This window comes from Mariniluteicoccus endophyticus, assembly GCF_054780035.1.
In genome coordinates this window covers 160466-181436 of record NZ_BAAGXC010000023.1, presented here as the reverse complement: position 1 = coordinate 181436, position 20971 = coordinate 160466, and the positions used below count along the sequence as shown (strand labels likewise).

Below are 20971 nucleotides of genomic sequence, written 5' to 3'. Positions count from 1 at the left end.
GCGTCCAGTCCTTCCAGCACGGACTCCTCTACTGGTCCCCCACCACGGGCGCCCAGCCCGTCTGGGGCGCGCTGCTCGACCTGTACGCCCAGCGTGGCTACGAGAACAGCTTCTTGGGATACCCTGTGGGCGCCGAGTTCCCCATCCCCGGGGGCTGGCAGCAGAACTTCCAGCGCGGGTTCCTCACCTGGCCGCCGGCCAACCAGGGCGGCGGACCCGGCGGCCCGCTCCCGAAGATCCCCGGCACATGGGACTGCCCGGTGGAGGCTCCCATCAAGGGCAACCGGGGCGACAACGGGTGGATCTACCACGTCCCCAGTGGCAGCTTCTACAGCCGCACCGACCCTGAGGAGTGCTTCCGCACGGAGTCCGACGCGTTCGCTGCGGGATACCGCCGCTCCCAGCGCTGACGCACGACCGGACGCCGCGGCCCTGTGCCGCGGCGTCCTGCAATTACGGTGGACCAGGACAACACATTGATAGTGGTTCCATTTGTTTTCTAGAGTTGGACGGCCCTCTGCACAGGAGCTCACCACCTCGACGGCCCCAGCCACCCCGACGACCCGGCAGCGGCACCGATCGGCCCGGGCGCCAGCGGCGACCTGGCCAACACCTGCGGCACCGAGCCCGGCATCGTGGCGTTCGATCTCGCCGGCTTGCTCGCGGGAACCGTCCTGCCGCGCGTCGCTGACTCGCCCACCCGGTCCCCGTCGCGTCGTCGTCGGCGACGCGGCGGGGCGATCACCACTGCACCCGCGCGCCACGGGGACCGTTCGGCGCCGGTGAGGTACAACGGACAGGTGATCTCTCGCCCCACCGCTGCCGTGCTCGCCTGCGCGCTGTCGCTCGCACTCGCCGGCTGCGGCAACGGGGTCACCGTGGAGGGCCGTCCCACGAGCATCCCGACGGCGCCCACCGTGTCGTACGCGCCTCCCAGCCGCGCCCTGCGTACCCCGACCCCCCAGCCCACGCCCACGGAGGACCGGCGCACGGCCCCCGGGCCGGAGGTGACCGTCAAGGCGGTCGGCGGTTCGATGCTCGTCCATGCGGTGACCTACTCGTGGCAGAAGACTGGTTTCGGCGAGAAGTCTGTCGACGCCACCTACGACTACCTGGTGCTCGACCTGGAGGTCAGCGCCCTGGACGGCGAGCCCATGCTGCTGCCCGCCAACATCCGCGCGATCCAGCAGGGCGGCCCGTCGCTCAACCCGGTCTTCGGCAAGGACGGCAACCAGCCCGTGCTGGCCACGAAGGTCCTGCGACCGCAGGAGACGGTCAGGGGGTTCGTCGTCTACGACCTGCCCCGAGGCGACTCGACGATCGAGGTGTTCGACGAGCTCGGCGCCAAGGTCGGCGAGATGAAGATCCCCGGCGCCTGACGCCAGGAACGAAGAAGGCCCGCCGGACGACGTCCGACGGGCCGATCTCTCGGTTCACTTCGCCTGCGTGACCTTGTCGGCCTGGGCCTTGAACACCTCGGCGAGCTTCGCCTCGTCGGGCTGGCCACCCATGCTGATCGCCGAGACGTAGGTGCCGCGCACGATCCCGGCCATCGTCAGCGTCTTCGCACTCTGTCCCGCGACCTCGGTGGACACCGTCTGGAGGATGACCTCCTTCGCCCCGGGCACGTTCTTGTCGGTGACGGTCGACTTGGCGGCCACCTTCATGCCGCCCATGTCGATGGTGATGTTGCCGCACTTCTGGGCGACGGCCTTCGCCTGCTTGGTCGAGTTCATGGCCTTGGACACACCCGCGACGTAGGCGGTCTGCCCGCTGGTCGCCGTGGCCAACCCTGCGCCGGTGTCGCCCATCGAGGCCGACATGTCGTAGAGCTGCTTGCACTCGGCCGGCTCGATCTTGGCGTTCTTGATCATGCCCTGGCCCGCCTGCAACGACTTCTCCTTGTCGGCGTCCGAGACGACCTCGAAGTTCATGCCCGCGGTGTTGCCGGTGATGACCATGTCGTTGGGGTTGGCCGCGGGGGCCTTCTCGACGGCCTCCTCCTTCGGCGCCTGGGTGGCACCCTGGGTGGTGGTGGGCGTGGACGTGCCGCCACCACAGGCCGTCAGGGCCAGCAGGGCGACGCCGGCGACGGCGAGGTACTTCGATTTCATGAGGGGTTCCTTCGTGCTCGGGGACTGCCTGTCAGGGGTGGCCACGACCGGTGTCGGCCCTACTTCTTCGCCGCGGCCTCCACGCACGCGCCGAACTCCTTGGGTGCGGGTGCGGCTGGCAGCCCGCGGATGGTTGGCCGTACGCCGACCCGGGCTGCGGACCCAGGGGGCGTTCTGCGGACCCTGGGGCGAGGAGCCCCAGCTGGACGGCGGCTGGTTCGTCATGGCCCGATTCCACACCACTGCGGGCCTCGCGCCAAGCCGAGCCGGTAAGGTCCCGTGGGTGACCTTAGAAGATGCGACCCCTTCGACCCGTTCCTGGGTCGTCACCCTTGCCTGCGCCGACCGTCCCGGCATCGTCCACGCCGTATCCGGCGCGCTCGTGACCGCGGGCGGGAACATCACCGAGTCGCAGCAGTTCTCCTCCGACACCGGACGCTTCTTCATGCGCATCGAGGTCGAGGCCGACACCGACTGGGCGAGCATGCGTTCCGCCCTCGAGCCGGTCGTGGCCGAGTTCGGGGCGGAGTGGCGCCTCGACGTCGCCGGACGTCGCATCCGGACGCTCGTGCTGGCCTCCCGTGCCTCGCACTGCCTCAACGACCTGCTCGGTCGCCAGCGCTCGGGCTGGCTGCCGGTCGAGATCCCGCTGGTCATGGCCAACCATCCCGACCTCCACCCGATGGCCGACTTCTACGGGGTCCCGTTCGAGCACCACGCCGTGCTGCCCGAGACGAAGGCCCTGTTCGAGGACCGCGTGCGCGAGGTCGTCGACGAGCACGACATCGAGCTGGTGGTGCTGGCCCGCTACATGCAGATCCTGAGCCCGGAGCTGTGCGAGTTCCTCGCCGGCCGCGCGATCAACATCCACCACTCCTTCCTGCCCGGCTTCAAGGGCGCGAACCCCTACCGCCAGGCCCACGCCCGTGGCGTGAAGCTCATCGGCGCGACCGCACACTTCGTCACCAGCGACCTCGACGAGGGCCCGATCATCGAGCAGAACGTCGTGCGAGTCGACCACAGCAAGTCGCCGAAGCAGCTCATGGCGATCGGCCAGGACGAGGAGTCGCGCACGCTCACCGCCGCGGTGAAGCTGTTCGCCGAGCACCGCGTGCTGCTCGACGGTCACCGCACGATCATCTTCCGTTGACGCCGCCCTACGAGACGTGCCCCGTGCGCGGTCGGCGTACCCGAGGATGGGGCGCATGCCCCAGCACCCGCGCCAGCTCGCGTCCCTGACCCCGCTGCAGCAGCTGCGCGCCGGTCGCCTCCCTCGCCGGCTCGTCCAGCTGTTCGTGGGTCTGTCCCTCTACGGCGCCTCGATGGCGCTGATGATCCGCGGGGCGCTCGGACTCGACCCGTGGGACGTCTTCCACGTCGGCGTCTCCCACCACGTGCCGCTGTCGATCGGGACGATCATCGTGCTCGTGGGCGTGCTGGTCCTGCTGCTGTGGATCCCGCTGCGCCAGTGGCCCGGCCTCGGGACCGTCGCCAACGCCGTGTGGATCGGTGTGGCCACCGACATCACCCTGGCCCTCGTCCCCGCCTCGGACGACCTCTTCGTCCGCTTCCTCGAGATGTCGGTCGGCGGCGTGCTCCTGAACGGGCTGGCGGGTGCGCTCTACATCGGCGCCCAGCTCGGCCCCGGACCGCGCGATGGCCTGATGACTGGCATAGCGGGACGTACGGGCTGGTCACTGCGACTGGTGCGCACCGGCATCGAGGTGACGGTCCTCGCGATCGGGTGGCTCCTCGGCGGCGGCGTCGGCCTGGGCACGATCCTGTACGCGGTCGGCATCGGACCCGTCGTCCAGCACCTCCTCCCGTACTGCATCGTGCCGCTGCACACGGCGCCCTCCCCGACGCGCGAGGTCCCGGGGAAGGGCGCTGAGACACCTACTTGCGGGTAAGGTCACGAATTGGGCAAAACGATTCCATCGCCCGCGTACCGACTGCGATCGTGGAGGCATCCGACGACGCAAAGGAGCGCCATGTCGACCACACCCCGCCCACGAGGCGACCACCCGGAGGACCGCGATCACCAGTATGACGCGGAGCGGCACCTCCCGTCCCACCACAACCCCCTGCCTGCCCTGTCCGAGGCGTCCCCCTCCGGCGCGCACCGCTACGACCCTGCCCCGGAGGACTTCGCCGCCGTCGCCGAGTCGCCCGAGTTCGCCGAGCTCCGCCGCAAGTTCCGCGGCTTCGCCTTCCCGATGACCCTGGCGTTTCTGGTCTGGTACTTCGCGTACGTCCTCCTCTCGACGTACGCGGAGGACTTCATGGCCACCCGCCTGGGCGGTTCCGCCATCACCATCGGCCTGCTGCTCGGCGTGCTGCAGTTCGTCACCACGTTCCTGCTGACATGGCTCTACATCCGCCACGCCAACAAGAACCTCGACCCGATCGCCACCCGCCTCAAGGCCCAGCTGGAGGGGCCCCGATGACCCCCATGGCCGGTAAGGATCTGGGCAACCCGATCGTCAACATCGCCATCTTCGCGGCCTTCGTGGTCGTGACGATGTTCATCGTCATCCGCGTCTCGACGGGTGGCAAGAAGCAGGCATCCGAGTTCTACACCGGCGGCGCCCAGTTCGACGGCCGCCAAAACGGTCTGGCCATCGCCGGCGACTACCTGTCGGCGGCCTCGTTCCTCGGGATCGTCGGCGCCGTCGCCTACTACGGCTACGACGGTCTGCTCTACTCCATCGGCTTCCTCGTCGCGTGGCTCGTCGCACTCCTGCTGGTCGCCGAGCCGCTGCGCAATACCGGCAAGTACACGATGGCCGACGTGCTGTCGTTCCGCATGAAGCAGAAGCCCGTACGCATGGCCGCGGCCATCTCGACCCTGCTCGTGTCGTTCTTCTACCTGCTCGCCCAGATGGCCGGCGCCGGTGGCCTCGTGGCCCTGCTGCTCGGCATCAAGGACGACACGATGCAGAACGTCGTCATCGCGCTCGTGGGAGTGCTGATGATCGCGTACGTCCTCATCGGCGGCATGAAGGGCACGACCTGGGTGCAGATGATCAAGGCCATCCTGCTGGTGTCTGGCGTGCTCGTCATGTCGGTGTGGGTGCTCGCCCTGCACGGGTTCAACCTGTCGACGATGGTTCAGGCGGCCATCGACCACGTGAACTCGGTGAAGCCGGGGACCGGCGAGGGGCTGCTCGAGCCGATGGGCAAGTACGGCTCCAACAAGCTCGGGTTCATCTCGCTGTCGATCGCCCTCGTGCTCGGCGCGGCCGGCCTGCCGCACGTGCTGATGCGCTTCTACACCGTGCCGACCGCCAAGGAGGCCCGCCGCTCGGTGACGTGGGCCATCGGCCTGATCGGCGCGTTCTACCTGATGACGATGATCCTGGGCTACGGCGCCGCCGCACTCGTCGGCAAGGAGAACATCGACCAGATGCCCGGCAAGGCCAACGCGGCCGCGGCGGCCCTGGCGTTCGAGCTCGGCGGCACGCTGCTGCTGGCCCTCATCGCGGGCGTCGCATTCGCGACGATCCTCGCCGTCGTCGCCGGCCTGGCCATCACCGCCTCCGCCTCGTTCGCCCACGACATCTACAACAACGTCATGAAGGACGGCAACGCCGATCCCGCTGTCGAGGTCAAGGTCGCGCGCTGGACCGTGCTCGTCATCGGTGCACTGTCGATCGTCGGCGGCATCGCGGCCAAGTCCCAGAACATCGCCTTCCTGGTGTCGTTGGCCTTCGCCATCGCCGCCTCGGCGAACCTCCCGTCGATCCTCTACTCGCTGTACTGGAAGGGGTTCAAGACGCAGGGCTCGGTGTGGTCGATCTACGGCGGCCTCGTCACCGCCCTGGTGCTGATCCTGTTCTCCCCGGCCGTGTCCGGCAACAAGGGCGCCATGCTGCCGAACATGGACTTCGCCTGGTTCCCGCTTGACAACCCGGCCCTGGTCTCCGTCCCGGTCGGCTTCTTCCTGGGCTGGCTGGGCTCGATCCTCAGCAAGGAGGACAACTCCGCCGTCTCCGCCGAGATGGAGGTGCGCTCGCTGACCGGCGCCGGCGCCGGCGAGGCCATCTCGCACTGATCCGGTCCCACGACGAGGGGGCGGTACGCGGGCGCGCGTACGCCCCCTCCTCGCGTCCGGGCGCCCTTGCGCAGGGAGCCGGTGACCCGCATCACGCCCTCCGCCCGCGCGGGCCGCAGGACGCGCTGATAGTTTCGGAGACGTCGCTCGACGTCGAGACAATCTAGGAGACATCCCATGACGAAGACCCCTGTGAAGGTAGCCGTCACCGGCGCCGCCGGTCAGATCTGCTACAGCCTGCTGTTCCGCATCGCCTCCGGTGACCTGCTCGGCAAGGACCAGCCGGTCGACCTCCACCTGCTCGAGATCACCCCGGCGCTGAAGGCCCTCGAGGGTGTCTGCATGGAGCTGAACGACGCGGCCTTCCCGCTGCTGAACAACATCGTGACCGGAGACGACGCCAACAAGGTGTTCGACGGCGTCAACATCGCCCTCCTCGTCGGCGCCAAGCCGCGCGGCAAGGGCATGGAGCGCGGCGACCTGCTCAAGGACAACGGCGGCATCTTCGCCCCGCAGGGCAGGGCGCTCAACGACAACGCCGCAGACGACATCCGCGTCTTGGTGACCGGCAACCCGGCCAACACCAACGCGCTCATCGCGATGAACAACGCCCCCGACATCCCCAACGAGCGCTTCAACGCCCTGACGCGTCTCGACCACAACCGCGCGCTGTCGCAGCTGGCGGAGAAGCTCGGCTGCACCGTCAACGACATCACGAACATGACGATCTGGGGCAACCACTCGGCCACCCAGTACCCCGACCTGTTCAACGCCAAGGTCAACGGCGAGAACGCCGCCGAGAAGGTCAACGATCAGGAGTGGCTCGAGAACACCTTCATCCCGACGGTCGCCAAGCGCGGCGCCGCCATCATCGAGGCCCGTGGCGCCTCGTCGGCCGCCTCGGCCGCCTCGGCGACGGTCGATCACATGCGCGACTGGGTCCTGGGCACCCCCGAGGGCGACTGGGTCTCCATGTCGGTGCCGTCCGACGGCTCCTACGGCGTCCCGGAGGGCCTGATCTCCTCGTTCCCGTGCACCGTGAAGGACGGCAAGTACGAGATCGTCCAGGGCCTCGAGGTCAACGACTTCTCCCGCGCCAAGATCGACGCGTCGGTCGCCGAGCTCGCCGAGGAGCGCGACACCGTCAAGGAGCTCGGCCTCATCTGAGCCGTACACCCTGACGCGCTCGACTCCGGGTGCCACAGCGGCCCCGTCCCCTCCGTGGGGCGGGGCCGCCGGCGTACGCGGGCTCAGCGCCCGAGGATGCGGCTCAGCAGACCGCCCGACGGCTTCGCGGCCGCCTTCTCCTCAGGGGTGTGCCGGCCGTCGCACCACTGGCCGGCGGGCACACCGGCCTTCACCGATGCGACGTGCTGGCCGCAGCCTGCCCAGGTGGTCTTCTGGCAGATGCGGCAGGTGACGGGATGACACATGTGGTTCTCCTCTGGTGGTGGTGTGCGGGTCAGGCGAGGGACAGGAAGAGCTTCTCGAGCTTGGCGACGTCGACGGCGGAGTCGGGGTCGCGCAGGCACTGCTGGAGGGTGTCGGCGATGATCGCGAAGCCGGCGCGGTCGATCGCCGTCGACACCGCGGCGACCTGGGTGATGACCTGGTCGCACTCGGCGCCCTCCTCCACCATCCGGATGACGGCGTCGAGCTGGCCGCGGGCGCGCTTGAGCCGGTTGACGGCGGGCTTGAGCGACTCAGGATCGACCTTCATCAGTGCCCCTTAACAAAACGACCGGCCGGGCTCGCCGACCAGGTGCGATAGCCGCCGTCGAGGTTGGCGACGCGGCGGCCGTGCTGGGACAGCAGGCGGGCGGCGAGGTAGCCACGGAGTCCCACGGCGCAGTGGACGACCAGGTCGCCGTCAGGCAGCTCGTCAAGGCGGTCGCGCAGCTCGTCGACGGGGATGAGCGTGGCTCCCGGGATCGCGCCGTCGTCGAACTCGCCCTGCGTCCGGACGTCGACCAGGTGGGCTCCCGCGGCCATGCGGTCGGCGAGCTCGTGCCACTGGACGGTCTCGACCAGGCCCTCGGCGATGTTGCGGTTGATCCAGCCGAGCATGTTGACCGGGTCCTTGGCCGACCCGTACTGCGGCGAGTACGCCAGCTCGAGCTCGGCCAGGTCGGAGGCCTTCAGCCCGGCCTGCATGGCCGTGGCGATGACGTCGATGCGCTTGTCGGCGCCGTCGGTGCCGATGACCTGCGCACCGAGGATGGCGTCGCTCTCCGGGTCGACGAGCAGCTTCATCGCCAGCCCGGCCGCGCCCGGGTAGTAGCCGGCGTGGTTGACGGGGAAGGCGTGAATGGCCCGGTACGCCCGTCCCGCCTCCTGCAGGCGTTTCTCGTTCCACCCCGTGGTCGCGATGGCCAGTCCGAAGACGCCGACGATCGCGGTGCCCCAGACGGGGCGAATCGTGACGTCGCGGCCCAGCACGACGTCGGCGACCAGACGGCCCTGGAGGTTGGCGGTGTTGGCGAGCGGCACCAGCGTCGCCTCGCCCGTCTGCGCGTCGCGCTTCTGCACGGCGTCGCCGACGGCGTACACATCCGCGGCCGAGGTACGCATCAGCTCGTCCACCACGATGGCGCCGGAGTCCGCGAGCTCGAGACCCATGTCGGCGGCAAGAGCGGTGTCGGGACGTACGCCGAAGGCCGCGATGACGAGCCCGGCGGGAACCTCCTCCTCACCCACACGGACGGCGTCGGGGGTGACCGCGGTGAGCTTCGCGCCGAGTCGCAGGTCGATGCCGTGGGCTCGCAGGTGGTCGTGGACCTGCCCGGCCATCTCGACGTCCAGCGGCGCCATGACTTGGTCCTGGGCCTCGACGAGGGTCACGCGCAGGCCGCGTTCGACGAGGTTCTCTGCCATCTCGATGCCGATGAAGCCGCCGCCAATGACGACGGCGCTGGCGCCCGCCTCGGGCAGCGCCGCGACAACGGCGTCGATGGATTCGACGTCACGGACCGCCAGTGCGCGGTCCAACCCGTCGATCGGCGGGCGGACGGGGGTGGCGCCCGGCGACAGCAGCAGAGTGTCGTACGCCAGCGTCTCCTCCCCCTCCGGCCCGCGGACGGTGACCGTCTTCGCGTCGGTGTCGGCCGCGACCACCTCGGTCAGGACGCGCACCTTGATGCCGAACCGGGCGGCGAGGGACTCGGGTGTCTGCAGGAGCAGGGCGTCACGCTCGGCGATCACTCCACCGGCGTAGTAGGGCAGGCCACAGTTGGTGAAACTGACGTGGCCGGAGCGCTCCACGACCACGATGCGGTCATGCTCGGCGAGGCGTCGCAGGCGGGTGGCGGCGGACATGCCGCCGGCGACACCGCCGACGACGACGTGGGTACGCGGGGATTCGGACATATCCCAATATATACCCCCCGGGGTATCACCGAGGCAAGGGTGGGGAACCAGAACTCGTCTCTCCCCGTCATCACCTAGTCTCGAGTGGAAGGACTACCGAGGATGGGCACGACGATGCATGGGGCACCCAGTCCCTTCAGCCGCGAGGGATCACGGCCGGAGGACGGACTCGGCGCGGATTTCGGCGGATTCGACGCGCCGGCTGCACCCCTGCCCAGCGAGCGCCCTGCAGCGGCCCCTCCCGGGGCCGCCCCGTGGCCGCAGGCCACGCCCCCTGCGCTCGAGGGGCAGTCGGGGGCGGTGGGCCCGGCGATGCCGCCCCAGCAGGCCTTCCCCGCACCCCCTCAGGCCTGGCCCGGCGCATACCCGCAGTGGCCTGGCGCACCCATGGTCGTGCCGATGCGCCTGCGCCGCAGCAGCCCCTACGCGATGGCCGCGCTCGTGCTCGGGGTCCTGTCGGTCTTCGCGTTCATCACCGGCCCGGTCGCCATCGGGCTCGGCATCGCGGGCACGCGCCAGGTGAAGGCCGAGCCCGACGTCTACGAGGGCGAGGGGCTCGCGATCGGCGGCATCGCCACCGGCGCCTTCGGCAGCCTGTGGCTCGTCGTCATCGTGCTCATGGTGCTGTCGGGCTGAGGCCCGTCATGACTGCGGCGGGATCACCACCGCCAGCAGCATCATCAGCGAGCCGGCGCCGACGAGGGTGACGATGTCGAAGATCTGGCCGCGCACCTGGAGCAGTCCCGCCACCCGTCGCGGCAGCACGAGCCTCAGCACGGCGCCGACGCACAGGCACGCGCCCATGACCATGGCCCCCCACCGCCAGTGACCGATCCACACGAGCACGAGCCCCACCAGCTCGCCGGCGATGACGGCCAGGAGCGGCCACTGGTTCATCGACCGGGCACGGGCACTCGCGGCGGTCTTGAACGCCTTGTCGCGCAGGGGCACGTTCAGCCCCGAAGGCCGGCCAGCTGCTCGGCGCGCTCGACGACGTTCTCGAGCAGCATCGCGCGGGTCATCGGCCCGACGCCACCAGGGTTGGGGGTGACCCACGACGCGACGTCCCAGACCGACTCGTGGAAGTCGCCGACCTGCTTGCCCTCGTTGTTGCGGGTGATGCCCACGTCGACCAGTGCCGCGCCGGGCTTGATCATCTCGGCGGTGATCATGCCGGGCACGCCGGCGGCGGCCACGACGATGTCGGCCTCGCGCGTGTGCTTGGCCAGATCCCGCGTGCCCGTGTGGCACAGCGTGACCGTGGAGTTCTCGGAACGACGCGTCAGCAGCAGGCCGAGCGGGCGCCCGACGGTGGTGCCGCGGCCCACCACGCAGACCTCCGCGCCGGCGAGCTCGACGCCGTTGCGGCGCAGCAGCTCGACGATGCCGCGCGGGGTGCACGGCAGCGGTCCGGGCTCGCCGAGGACGAGCTTGCCCAGACTCATGGGGGCGAGCCCGTCGGCGTCCTTGTCGGGGTCGATGAGGGCCAGCGCCTCGTGCTCGTCGAGGTGGGCCGGCAGCGGCAGCTGGACGATGTAGCCGGTGCACGCGTCGTCGGCGTTGAGCCTCTGGAGCTCCTCGCGGAGCTGGTCGGCGGAGGTGTCGGCCGGCAGGTCGACGCGGATCGAGGCGATGCCGACCTGCTCGCAGTCGCGGTGCTTGCCACCGACGTAGATGTGGGACCCCGGGTCGTCACCCACGAGGACGGTGCCCAGGCCGGGCGCGACGCCCTGTTCCTTCAGTCGCTCCACCCGGGCCCGCAGCTCTTCCTTGATCGCGGCCGCGCAGGCCTTGCCGTCGAGCTTCTGTGCGGTCATTGAGGGCTCCTTGGGTCGCGTGCGGACGCCCCATTCTGCCACGAGACGCTGCCCACGCACCCGCCTCGTACCCGGTTCCCGCCGCCCGACCAGCTCGGCCAAGACGCGCCGACGCCACGACGGCAGATACCGTCGGTTCCAAGGCGGTTCGTGGTGGAATTACCGCATGTCAGCGCACCCTCCCCTCACCGGCGGACGCTCCGGTCCTCGGCCAGGCAAGCTGGTCGCCTGCCTTCGAGCGGCTGCCCTCATGGCGGTGGCGGGGCTGGCACAGTTCCTGTTCACCGGGGCGACCTGGTGGCCCAACGCGCTCGACAAGTATCGGGTGGCTGTCGGGCAGGCCCCGTGGACAGACGTGCCGCCCGACTTCCAGTTCGAGCTCGAAGGCGTGCTGACCAACACCATCGGCGGTCTGCTGCTCGCCCCCGGGCTGAGCCCGGGCCAGGTCATCCTCCGCTTCACCCTCGTCGGGATGGCGATGTTCGGGATCGGTGGCGCTGGCCGGCGTCGCCACGGGCAGGCTCACCCCGTTCCAAGCCGTCCTGGTCGTCACCGTGGGCCAGGTCGTCAAGGTCTTCCTCCCCTGGATGGGGAAGCCAGACCTCTACCTGTTGGCGTTCCTCCTCGCCGCAGCGCTCTGGTACGACCGGGCCTGGTCGCTGGTGCCAGTGATCCTCGCGGCACTGAGCCATCCGAGCGTCACGCTCATCGCCGCGTACGCGATGGTCCTCGGGATGATGACCTTCCACGGCCCCCGCGGGCAGGGGATGGAGACTGGCCGGCGCGGCGCCGCACGCTGGATCCCGCCGCTGTGGGTGCCGCTGGGCGCGACCATCGGCTGGCTGGCCAATCGCGCGCTCGTCAGCGCCTGGTATCCCGGGCTTGACGACAGGGCGGCACGGCTGGAGGCGTACGGGTGGTGGCTGCTTCTCGGCGTCGCGCTGAACGCGATCCCCTTCGTCGTGGTCGCCCTTGCCCCGGCGGTTCCGCTGACCATGGGACGTGCACGCACGGTGCGCGGGGCACCTTCGGCGGCCGGAGTGCTGCGTGCGCTGCCGCTGACGACCGCGCTGGTCGTGATCGTGCTGGTCTCGCTGTTCGTCGTGCTCGACCACTCACGCGTCCTCGGCCTGCTTGCCTTCCCGCTGCTCGTCCGGGCCATCATCTGGGCGACGCCCGACATGCTGCGGGCGCTGCGTGAACGCCCGGTGCCGTTCGTGCTGAGCGTGCTGTTGGTGATGGCGATGCCCCAGCTCACCAACCTCGGCTGGGTCGGCATGCGGTTCGAACCGTGGCAGCACCAGCTGGAGGTGTGGTTCCCCCACCACGACTGAGCCTCGCCCAGCGCTGATCAGCCCGAGAGCTGATCAGCGGAACCACGGACCAGACGAACCACAGACCGGGCGAACCACAGATCAGTGGAAGAAGTGGCGCGTCTTCGTCAGATACATGGTGACGCCGGCCGCCTTGCAGGCCTCGATGGTCTCCTCGTCGCGCACAGAGCCGCCGGGCTGCACGATGGCCTTCACGCCGGCGTCGATGAGCACCTGCGGGCCGTCGGCGAACGGGAAGAACGCGTCGGACGCGGCCACCGAGCCCCGCACCCGGTCGCCGGCGCGCTCGACGGCGAGGCGGCAGGAGTCGACGCGGTTGACCTGACCCATCCCGACGCCGACCGACGCGCCATCGGACGCGAGCAGGATCGCGTTCGACTTCACCGCGCGGCAGGCGCGCCACGCGAAGGCGAGGTCGGCGAGCGTGGCCTCGTCGGCCGCCTCACCCGTGGCGAGCTCCCAGTGGGCCGGGTCGTCGCCCTGGGCCTGGAAGCGGTCGACGTCCTGAACGAGCACACCACCGGAGATCGGCTTGATCTCGGTGGCGGGCCGGGCCTCGTCGTCCGGGCACACGAGGATGCGGATGTTCTTCTTCGCCTGCAGCGCCTCGACCGCGCCCTCGGCGTACGACGGGGCGACGATCACCTCGGTGAACACCTGGCTGACGGCCTCGGCCATCTCCTTCGTCACCTCACGGTTGGAGGCGATCACGCCGCCGAACGCGGAGACCGGGTCGCACGCGTGGGCCTTGGCGTACGCGTCCTCGATGCGCTCGGCCGTGGCGATCCCGCACGGGTTGGCGTGCTTGATGATCGCGACCGCGGGGGTGTCGAAGTCGTACGCGGCGCGGCGTGCGGCGTCGGTGTCGGTGTAGTTGTTGTAGGACATGTCCTTGCCGTGGAGCTGCTCGGCACCGGCCAGGCCGCCACCGGCGGTGTCGCGGTACAGCGACGCCTTCTGGTGGGAGTTCTCGCCGTAGCGCAGGTCGGCGACCTTGGTCCAGGTGGCGCCGGTCCATGCCGGGGCACCCTCCTCCGCGGCGACCTCGGAACCCATCCACGTGGCGACGGCGACGTCGTAGGAGGCCGTGTGGCGGAACGCCGCCGTGGCGAGCGCGCGGCGCTGCTCGAGCGTGGTGCCGCCGTCGGTGAGAGCCTGCGTGAGCTCGGCGTACTGGTCGGGCGAGGTGACGATCGCGACGCTCGGGTGGTTCTTGGCGGCGGCGCGGACCATCGTCGGGCCGCCGATGTCGATCTGTTCGATGCACTCGTCGGTCGACGCGCCGGAGGCGACGGTCTCGCTGAACGGGTAGAGGTTCACCACCACGAGGTCGAACGGCGCGACGCCGAGCTCGTCGAGCTGGCTGCGGTGGGACTCGAGGCGGCGGTCGGCGAGGATGCCGGCGTGGACCTTCGGGTGGAGGGTCTTCACGCGCCCGTCGAGGCACTCGGGGAAGCCGGTGAGATGGTCGACGGGCGTCACGTCGACGCCGGCATCAGCCAGGCGCTTGGCGGTCGAACCGGTCGAGACCACCTCGACGCCGGCAACGCTCAGAGCGCGGCCCAGGTCCTCAAGGCCGGTCTTGTCGTAGACGGAGACCAGCGCGCGCTTGATGGGCTGGCGGTCGTTCTCACTCATGGGTTTCCTTCTCTCGTGCGGCGAGGTCGTTGATCGTCTCGACGAGGAGTCGACGCTCCTCGACCTTGATGCGTTCGTGCAGGGTCTCCTCGGTGTCGTCGTCGAGGACGGGGACGGCGGCCTGGGCGAGGATCGTGCCGGTGTCGACGCCCTCGTCGACCTGGAAGACGGTCGCGCCGGTCACCTTCACCCCGTACGCGAGCGCGTCGCGGGCGCCGTGCATGCCGGGGAAACTGGGCAGGAGCGCGGGGTGCGTGTTGATCATGCGGCCGCCGAAGCGGGCGAGGAAGGCCCGTCCGACCAGCTTCATGAGGCCGGCGCTGACGACCAGGTCGGGCTCGTACGCGGCCACCAGGTCGGTGAGCGCCACGTCCCACGCCGCGCGGTCGGAGCCCTTGACGTACGGGTGGGTGAAGGTCGGGATGCCTGCAGCACGTGCGCGTTCCAGCCCGTAGGCATCGGCCCGGTCGGAGCCGACGGCGACGACCTCCGCGTCACACGAGCCGTCGGCGACGGCGTCGACCAGGTGCTGGAAGAGGGTGCCCGAGCCGGACAGTAGGACGACGAGTCGATAGGCCACGAGGGGGACTCTAGTCGTCGCGGAGGGACGGAAAGAAAAGTCCGGCGCAACCGTCAGCGACGCCACAGGCGGCCCAGGCCGCGACGCCGGGGACGGCCGTCGCCCCGTTCGTCGTCACGCCCACCGTCGATCTGCGGTTCGTCCACCCGGACGGTGGGCTCGTCGACCTGGATCGTGGGCTCGTCGACCTGGATCGTGGGCTCGTCGTCGAGCCGGGGGCCGGCGTCGACCGGCCGAGTCGGCTCGTCCTCGGCGGGTTCACCCTCGGCAGGTTCGTCCCCGGCAGAGTCGACCCCGACGGTCTCGTTCCCCGCGGGCTCAACCTCGGCGGGCCGGGCCTCAGCAGGCCCGCGGGCGGAGACTCGGCGTGTGGGCTCCACCGACTCCACCACAAGGCACGTCGGCTCGTCGACCGGGCCGTTCACGACCTCTCTGGTCGACTCGTCGGCCTCGTCGGCCTCCTCCGTGGCGCTCGCCCCGTTCTCTGGGTCTGTCTCGACCAGCTCGTCGGAGCCGGCCCCTGCCTCGGTCGTCTGGTCCTCGACCGACTGCTCCTGGGGCTGGTCCTCGGCGCCGGGCCGGCGGAAGATCCCCAGCACGAGCCCGACTGCCAGACCCGAGAGCCCCATGACCGAGCCGCCCAGCATGGCGAGCTCGGGAAGGCGCGGGCCGAGACCGACCAGACGTCCGTCGCCGAGGTCGCCGCGGGTGACGAGCGCCAGCAGGAGGACAACGACGGCGACCAGCAGGCCGGCGAGGCCACCCACCACGGCCGTCTCGTCGAAGCGGGCGCGCGAGCGGCGCCTCACGACGACCGCGGCGGCCAGCGCCCCCGCGACCACGCCGACAGCCATCCAGGCGAGCGTCAGCCACGAGCCCGATCCCTCCACCGGCAGCGCGCCGAGGACGGGGATACCGGGGATCAGCCCCAGGTCGGTGTTCGCGGGCGACACGATCGAGCCCTCCCCCAGCCCGAAGCCGGCACCCAGGACGTAGGAGGCCCCCCACATCACCAGGTTCGGCAGGTAGCACAGCTGGAGCAGCGTGAACGCGCCGCCGGAGACGGGGTCCGGTGCGACGGCCGCGTACAGCTCGGCGACCTGCGCCCGCTTGAGCCAGAGTGTCACGGCCAGCGCGGCCGCCCCACCGCCGACCACGCACAGGACCCCGGCCCGCAAGGCACCGAGCAGGGGCGCGGCCCAGGGGGGCAGGTCCTCGCTGACGCGGTAGGCCGTCCCCCTGCACGCCGACAGCCACGACACGAGCAGGCCGATGACGACCGAGCCGACAAGTGCCCGCGCCCCTTGGTTGGAGGTGCCGACGATCGTCGCGGCGAGGGTGACGCACACGGCGTACGCGCCGCCGGCGACGAGCGCGACGTTGCGGGCGATCCGGCCGCGATCCGTGTGGTCGAGATCGAGCCCGAGGGCCTCGTCGGCGACCACCGCCTGACGGGCGGCCCCCTGCACGAGTCCGCTCAACAGCAGCGACAGGAGCGCGGTCAGGCCGAGCGGGACCAGAGTGATGCGCTGGCCGTCGAGGACGAGGCCGCCCCCGTTGGTCAGCAGCCAGATCTGCGTGGCCGCAGCCAGTGCCGAACCGAGCGCACCCGTCTGGGCCAGGAGCCATCCGACGACGACCACCCCGGCGACGATGCACCAGCCGCCCAGGGCCCCGCCGACGCCCGCGAGCATGGACGTCACGAACCACGGCAGCGAGGGCTCTGGAGAGGCCGTCGACGAGCGGACGGACGAGTCTGAGTCGTCCGTCGAACGCACTCTCAGCATCAGGTCGGAGGCACCTCGGCGGTGCGGCAGGAGACGTGGCATGACCCGGTATATGGTTTCGCACTGAGCGGACCGAATCGCCCTGACACGCCATTACCGGGTAAAGTTTGATCACCTGTGAGCAATTGATGGACCAAGAGCAGCAGGGAGGAGCGAGCTTGACCGGCGACAACACAAGGGATCCCCGCCCGCGACGGGCAGCCGCGCTGACCCCTCACGACGACGGGCCGGAGATCCCAGAGACGCCGGAGAGCGTGCGCCCCAAGCGAGGCATCCTGCTCCCCGACGACGCCCCCACGACCGGGGGGTCTTCGCATACGTCTGCGGCCGCGCCCAGCACCACGACGCCGCCCGCGAGCGCGAAGTGGCCGACCAACACGACGGGACCCGCCAGCACGAAGGGCCCCTCGGGCACGAAGGAGCAGGCACAGACGTCCGGCACGGCGAAGCCGCCCACCCCGCAGACGCCCACCCCACAGCCGAAGGGCGCGAGCCCGGACCGGTCCGAGCCACCCGCCTCCGGGACGAAGCCCGACGACTCTACCGAGCCGGACACGGCCCGCACGTCCGTCATCCGGCGCGAGCCGCGCCCTGCCGCCGGGGACGACAAGCCCGAGCCCCACTCCGACCGACGCTCCAGCGGACCTGCGACCGGGGCGATCGCCGCCGTGGGCGCTGCGGCGAGCTGGATGTCCCGCCGCCGCAAGGACCGCGGCCGACCCGAGCCAACGACCACGCCCGTACCCAAGCCCGACACTCCGGCCCCGGCCGAGCCTCGCGCGGTCGGCGGGATCAAACCGACCCCGCTGCGCCCGACCGGCCAGGCCGACACCCCCCGTGTCCCTCAGGGGCGGCCTGATCCCAACGCTCCGAAGGCCGTCGCCGGCACGTCCGAGGTGGCCACCCCGCGTACGGCCGCCAGCTCGCGACCCGCTGCGTCGAGCGCGAGCTCCGGCGAGGACTCGACCTCCCCGAAGGCTCAATCCACCTCGACCCAGCCGGGAAAATCGACCGCCGCTCCGTCTCGCACTGCCGGAGCCGCTTCCGCGGCTGCAGCCGACACGGGTGCAGCCACCACGCCCGCTGCCCCGCGTCCGGGCGCGCCCTCGGCGGCCCCGCCGCAGACCGGGCCCAAGACCGTGAAGGCCTCGAACTCCGCGAAGGCCCCTGAAACCTCGAAGACCCCCGCGCCGAAGACCACAGAGGCTGGCAAGGCCGCCGAGACCAGCAAGTCACCGGAGACCAGCAAGACGGGCGAGACCGCGAAGAAGCCGGACCACGTCAAGGGCCCGGACTTCAGCGCGCCGGCATCCAACGACGCGACGGTGGTCCTGCCGCGTGCGCCGCGCAGCGAGCCCACCAAGGACTCCCGTCCCGGTGCGGGTGACGCCGTGGCAGGGGCAGCCGCGGCCGGCGCGGGCGCCGCCGCGTCGGCCACGAGCGAGGGCACTGCCGGTGAGCCCGAGCGCCCCCACAACCCCTTCGCCGAGCTCGAGGATGACGAGCCGCCCCGCCGTCGCTTCCGCCCGCGGAAGAACGACGACGAACCCGCCGGGCGTCGCGCCGCCGGCCGAGCCTCGATCTTCAACCGCCAGAAGACCCCCGTGGGGCGTCGCGCCGTCCAGCGCCGCAACACCGCCTCGCTGACCATCGCCGCCATCGCGATGCTCGCGGTGATCGTGGTCATCGCGTCCTACGTCGTGTGGGATCGCGGACAGAAGACGCCCCAGGCGGGTGCCACCCCGACGGCCATCCCGGGCGTCTCGCCGGGACCCGTGCTGACCGAGGGCATGCTCATGACCGACGGTCAGGCCAAGCAGATCGATCCCGGTCGCACCTGGACGACGACCCTCACCCAGAACAGCGCGACCGAGCAATCGCCCGGAGCGGCGTGCATCGGCCCCCAGGCGACCGGTCAGCCGATCCCCCAGTCGACGTTCATCCGCACGCTGACCGCCTCCGGCAACGACAAGACGCAGGCGCTCCACCGCGCCGACGCGTACAGCTCGCCCGAGGAGGCCGCCCAGGTCTTCAACTTCAAGGCCAACGAGCTGGGTGGCTGCGTGGGCTCACCGCTGTTCGTCGAGCGCGGCATCCAGATCCGTGGCCTCGGCAACCAGGCCCTCGGCGTCCGTGTCGTCCTGCTCGAGCAGTCCTCCGAATACCACACGATCATCATGGCGCGCACCGGTCGAGTCGTCGACGTCGTCGACGTCGCCCGGTTCGGCCAGCCCGCCGACGAGCAGGGGCTCGGCAAGGCCCTCGCCCAGATTGTCAATCGCCAGTGCTCGGCCGCGGTCGGCCTGTGCACCTCGCCCGACTTCGAGGTCCGTTGGAGCGTCCCGCCGCCCGGTGGCGACCAGCCCGGCTTCCTCGCGGCGGGTGACATCCCGCGCGTGACCGTAGGCCAGGGCACGTGGCACGGCAACGCCGTGGCGTCCCGCATCGACGTCCAGGACGGCTCCGGCTGCGAGTCCATCGACTTCAACACCACCGCCGGCGCCACCACCCGTCAGCAGCGCACCTACCTGCTGAAGAACGACCCGAAGGCGCCCACCGCGTTCGGCATCGACGAGGTGGTCCTGGCCATGAACGCGGGCAACGACGCCAACGCCCTCGCCGACCGCGTCATGCAGTCCATCGAGAGCTGTGAGCAGCGCACGCTGGTCGCCAAGCTCGCCGACAACGCGGGCCGGCGTGCCATCGAGACCCCGGGTGCGGGTGGGATGCCGATCAAGGGCCGCTGGTACACGGTGAACGTGAAGGTCGACGCCAACCGCACGTCGAAATACCGCGTGGCCGTGCTCTCGGTGGGCCAGAAGGTCATCTACCTGCGATCCAACCCGAGCGACACGTTCGACTTCACCGACGACCAGTGGATCTCGATCTCGCTGCGTGCAGGTGAGCGGGCCACCCAAGCCCGCTGACGTCCCACTGCTGAGAAGCCGCTCCCCCGGGTTCGCGCCGTGCCATGATCGCGTCATGACCCGGACCCGTCGGTGGCATCCCGCCTGGACCGTCACCGCCGTGGCCTTTCTGGCACTGGTGGCCGCGGCGGGTTTCCGTGCCGCCCCAAGCGCCCTCATGGTGCCCGTCGAGCAGTCCCTCGGCTTCGACCGGACGGTCCTCTCGACAGCCATCGCGGTCAACCTGCTGCTGTTCGGGCTGACCGCGCCCTTCGCCGCCTCGCTCATGGAACGGTTCGGCGTACGCAACGTCGTGACCCTCGCGCTCCTGCTCATCGGAGGCGGGGCCGGCCTGTCGACGCTCGCGACGCGGCCGTGGCACATGGTCGCCACGTGGGGCGTGCTGATCGGGCTCGGCACGGGCTCCATGGCGCTGGTGTTCGCGGCGACCGTGGTCAACGCGTGGTTCCTCAGGAACCGCGGCCTGGTCATGGGGGTCCTGACCTCGGGCAGCGCCGCCGGGCAACTGCTGATCCTGCCACTGGTGGCCTGGACCGTCGACCACATCGACTGGACGTACGCGACCTGGGTCGTCACCGGCTTCGCCCTGGCCGTCATCCCGCTCGTCAGGCTCTTCCTCCACGAGTCCCCAGCGGCGCTCGGCGTCACGCCCTACGGCACGCCACCGGGCGTACCCGTGGTGCCCGTGCGTGTCTCCCACGCCCCCGGGGCTGCCACGGCAGCCGCCGCACGCACCGTGCGTGTCCTCGTGGCGGCGATGCGCTACCCCACGTTCTGGTATCTCGCCATCGGTTTCGCGGTGTGCGGCGCGACGACCAACGGTCTCGTCGGGACCCACTTCATCCCCGGCGCGCACGACCACGGGATGCCCACGACTGTCGCCGCCGGGCTGCTGGCGCTCGTGGGGATCTTCGACATCATCGGCACCGTCGCCTCCGGCTGGCTGTCGGACCGGCTCGACCCCAAGTGGCTGCTCGCCGCCTACTACTTCGGGCGCGGGATCGCACTGGTCGCCCTGCCCAGCCTGCTCGATGCGAGCGTACGCCCGAGCATGTGGTTCTTCATCGTCTTCTACGGCCTCGACTGGGTGGCGACGGTGCCACCCACCTCGATGCTGTGCGCGCGGGCCTTCGGCAAGGACGCCACCATCGTCTTCGGGTGGGTCTTCGCGGCCCATCAGATCGGAGCGGCGGCCGCCGCCCTCGGCGCCGGCTGGCTGCGTGCCGTGCACGGCAGCTACACGCTCGCCTGGGTGGGCGGGGCGGGCCTGTGCGCCGTGGCCACGTTCGTCACCGTCGCGATCGGGCGTACGCAGCACGACCTCCGCGTACGCCCCGCCTGAGCTGCCCGGCAC

General features: G+C 70.6%; 20 protein-coding genes. 11 read left to right on the top strand and 9 right to left on the bottom strand.

The window, feature by feature from the left end; translation table 11 throughout:
- The coding region (locus ACYVGD_RS12710) for an LGFP repeat-containing protein (protein WP_460744090.1) at positions 1–410 on the top strand (410 nt) is incomplete at its 5' end.
- A 390-nt stretch (positions 411–800) separates the two neighbouring features.
- The gene (locus ACYVGD_RS12705) at positions 801–1379 is read left to right on the top strand and encodes a hypothetical protein (RefSeq protein ID WP_460744088.1); all 579 of its coding nucleotides are present in this window, start codon (positions 801–803) and stop codon (positions 1377–1379) included.
- A gap of 54 nt (positions 1380–1433) precedes the next feature.
- Here ACYVGD_RS12705 and ACYVGD_RS12700 read toward each other — a convergent pair whose 3' ends face one another.
- The gene (locus ACYVGD_RS12700; protein WP_460744086.1) at positions 1434–2114 is read right to left on the bottom strand and encodes a hypothetical protein; all 681 of its coding nucleotides are present in this window, start codon (positions 2112–2114) and stop codon (positions 1434–1436) included.
- Positions 2115–2397: 283 nt separating this feature from the next.
- On the opposite strand from ACYVGD_RS12700, the gene purU reads away from it, so the two are divergent.
- The 5 genes from purU to ACYVGD_RS12675 all read left to right on the top strand — a co-directional run bounded on the left by purU (position 2398) and on the right by ACYVGD_RS12675 (position 7335).
- A complete protein-coding gene (purU, locus tag ACYVGD_RS12695; protein WP_460744084.1) occupies positions 2398–3264 on the top strand; it encodes a formyltetrahydrofolate deformylase in 867 nt (288 codons plus the stop codon).
- A 55-nt stretch (positions 3265–3319) separates the two neighbouring features.
- Positions 3320–4024 carry a membrane protein YczE gene (gene yczE, locus ACYVGD_RS12690; RefSeq protein ID WP_460744082.1) on the top strand — a complete coding sequence of 235 codons (705 nt, stop codon included), beginning with the start codon at positions 3320–3322 and terminating at the stop codon, positions 4022–4024.
- A gap of 81 nt (positions 4025–4105) precedes the next feature.
- On the top strand, positions 4106–4561 hold the full coding sequence (locus ACYVGD_RS12685) for a DUF485 domain-containing protein (protein ID WP_460744080.1): 456 nt from the start codon (positions 4106–4108) through the stop codon (positions 4559–4561).
- Positions 4558–6168, top strand: a complete 1611-nt coding sequence (locus ACYVGD_RS12680) for a solute symporter family protein (protein WP_460744078.1) — start codon at positions 4558–4560, stop codon at positions 6166–6168. The genes ACYVGD_RS12685 and ACYVGD_RS12680 overlap by 4 nt, the downstream gene beginning before the upstream one ends.
- 177 nt (positions 6169–6345) lie before the next feature.
- A complete protein-coding gene (locus ACYVGD_RS12675) occupies positions 6346–7335 on the top strand; it encodes a malate dehydrogenase (RefSeq protein WP_460744076.1) in 990 nt (329 codons plus the stop codon).
- An 83-nt stretch (positions 7336–7418) separates the two neighbouring features.
- Here the strand turns inward: ACYVGD_RS12675 and ACYVGD_RS12670 are convergent, their stop codons facing one another.
- The 3 genes from ACYVGD_RS12670 to ACYVGD_RS12660 are packed head-to-tail and all read right to left on the bottom strand — an operon-like array spanning position 7419 to position 9534.
- Complete coding sequence (locus ACYVGD_RS12670; protein ID WP_460744075.1) at positions 7419–7601, bottom strand: hypothetical protein; 183 nt, start codon at positions 7599–7601, stop codon at positions 7419–7421.
- Between the two features lie 29 nt (positions 7602–7630).
- Positions 7631–7888, bottom strand: a complete 258-nt coding sequence (locus tag ACYVGD_RS12665) for a metal-sensitive transcriptional regulator (RefSeq protein WP_460744074.1) — start codon at positions 7886–7888, stop codon at positions 7631–7633.
- A complete protein-coding gene (locus ACYVGD_RS12660) occupies positions 7888–9534 on the bottom strand; it encodes an FAD-dependent oxidoreductase (RefSeq protein ID WP_460744073.1) in 1647 nt (548 codons plus the stop codon). Before ACYVGD_RS12660 ends, ACYVGD_RS12665 begins: the two co-directional genes overlap by 1 nt.
- A 312-nt stretch (positions 9535–9846) precedes the next feature.
- On the opposite strand from ACYVGD_RS12660, the gene ACYVGD_RS12655 reads away from it, so the two are divergent.
- Positions 9847–10170, top strand: coding sequence for a DUF4190 domain-containing protein (locus ACYVGD_RS12655; protein ID WP_460744072.1), 324 nt, complete (start codon positions 9847–9849; stop codon positions 10168–10170).
- A gap of 6 nt (positions 10171–10176) precedes the next feature.
- On the opposite strand, the gene ACYVGD_RS12650 is transcribed toward ACYVGD_RS12655, so the two are convergent.
- The gene (locus ACYVGD_RS12650) at positions 10177–10485 is read right to left on the bottom strand and encodes a DUF3017 domain-containing protein (RefSeq protein WP_460744071.1); all 309 of its coding nucleotides are present in this window, start codon (positions 10483–10485) and stop codon (positions 10177–10179) included.
- Positions 10486–10487: 2 nt separating this feature from the next.
- Entirely contained in the window at positions 10488–11351 is an 864-nt protein-coding gene (locus ACYVGD_RS12645) for a bifunctional methylenetetrahydrofolate dehydrogenase/methenyltetrahydrofolate cyclohydrolase (protein WP_460744070.1), read from the bottom strand.
- 491 nt (positions 11352–11842) lie between these two features.
- On the opposite strand from ACYVGD_RS12645, the gene ACYVGD_RS12640 reads away from it, so the two are divergent.
- The gene (locus ACYVGD_RS12640) at positions 11843–12685 is read left to right on the top strand and encodes a hypothetical protein (protein WP_460744069.1); all 843 of its coding nucleotides are present in this window, start codon (positions 11843–11845) and stop codon (positions 12683–12685) included.
- An 81-nt stretch (positions 12686–12766) separates the two neighbouring features.
- Here the strand turns inward: ACYVGD_RS12640 and purH are convergent, their stop codons facing one another.
- Genes purH through ACYVGD_RS12625 form a run of 3 tightly spaced genes read right to left on the bottom strand, consistent with a single transcriptional unit; the run spans position 12767 to position 16681 of the window.
- A complete protein-coding gene (purH, locus tag ACYVGD_RS12635) occupies positions 12767–14323 on the bottom strand; it encodes a bifunctional phosphoribosylaminoimidazolecarboxamide formyltransferase/IMP cyclohydrolase (RefSeq protein WP_460744068.1) in 1557 nt (518 codons plus the stop codon).
- The gene (gene purN / locus ACYVGD_RS12630; protein ID WP_460744066.1) at positions 14316–14903 is read right to left on the bottom strand and encodes a phosphoribosylglycinamide formyltransferase; all 588 of its coding nucleotides are present in this window, start codon (positions 14901–14903) and stop codon (positions 14316–14318) included. Before purN ends, purH begins: the two co-directional genes overlap by 8 nt.
- Before the next feature lie 53 nt (positions 14904–14956).
- The gene (locus tag ACYVGD_RS12625; protein WP_460744065.1) at positions 14957–16681 is read right to left on the bottom strand and encodes a cell division protein PerM; all 1725 of its coding nucleotides are present in this window, start codon (positions 16679–16681) and stop codon (positions 14957–14959) included.
- A 167-nt stretch (positions 16682–16848) separates the two neighbouring features.
- Here ACYVGD_RS12625 and ACYVGD_RS12620 point away from each other — a divergent pair, with 167 nt between their 5' ends.
- Entirely contained in the window at positions 16849–19617 is a 2769-nt protein-coding gene (locus ACYVGD_RS12620) for a hypothetical protein (RefSeq protein WP_460744064.1), read from the top strand.
- Between the two features lie 55 nt (positions 19618–19672).
- Positions 19673–20959, top strand: a complete 1287-nt coding sequence (locus tag ACYVGD_RS12615) for an MFS transporter (protein WP_460744063.1) — start codon at positions 19673–19675, stop codon at positions 20957–20959.
- The last annotated feature ends 12 nt before the right edge of the window (positions 20960–20971 follow it).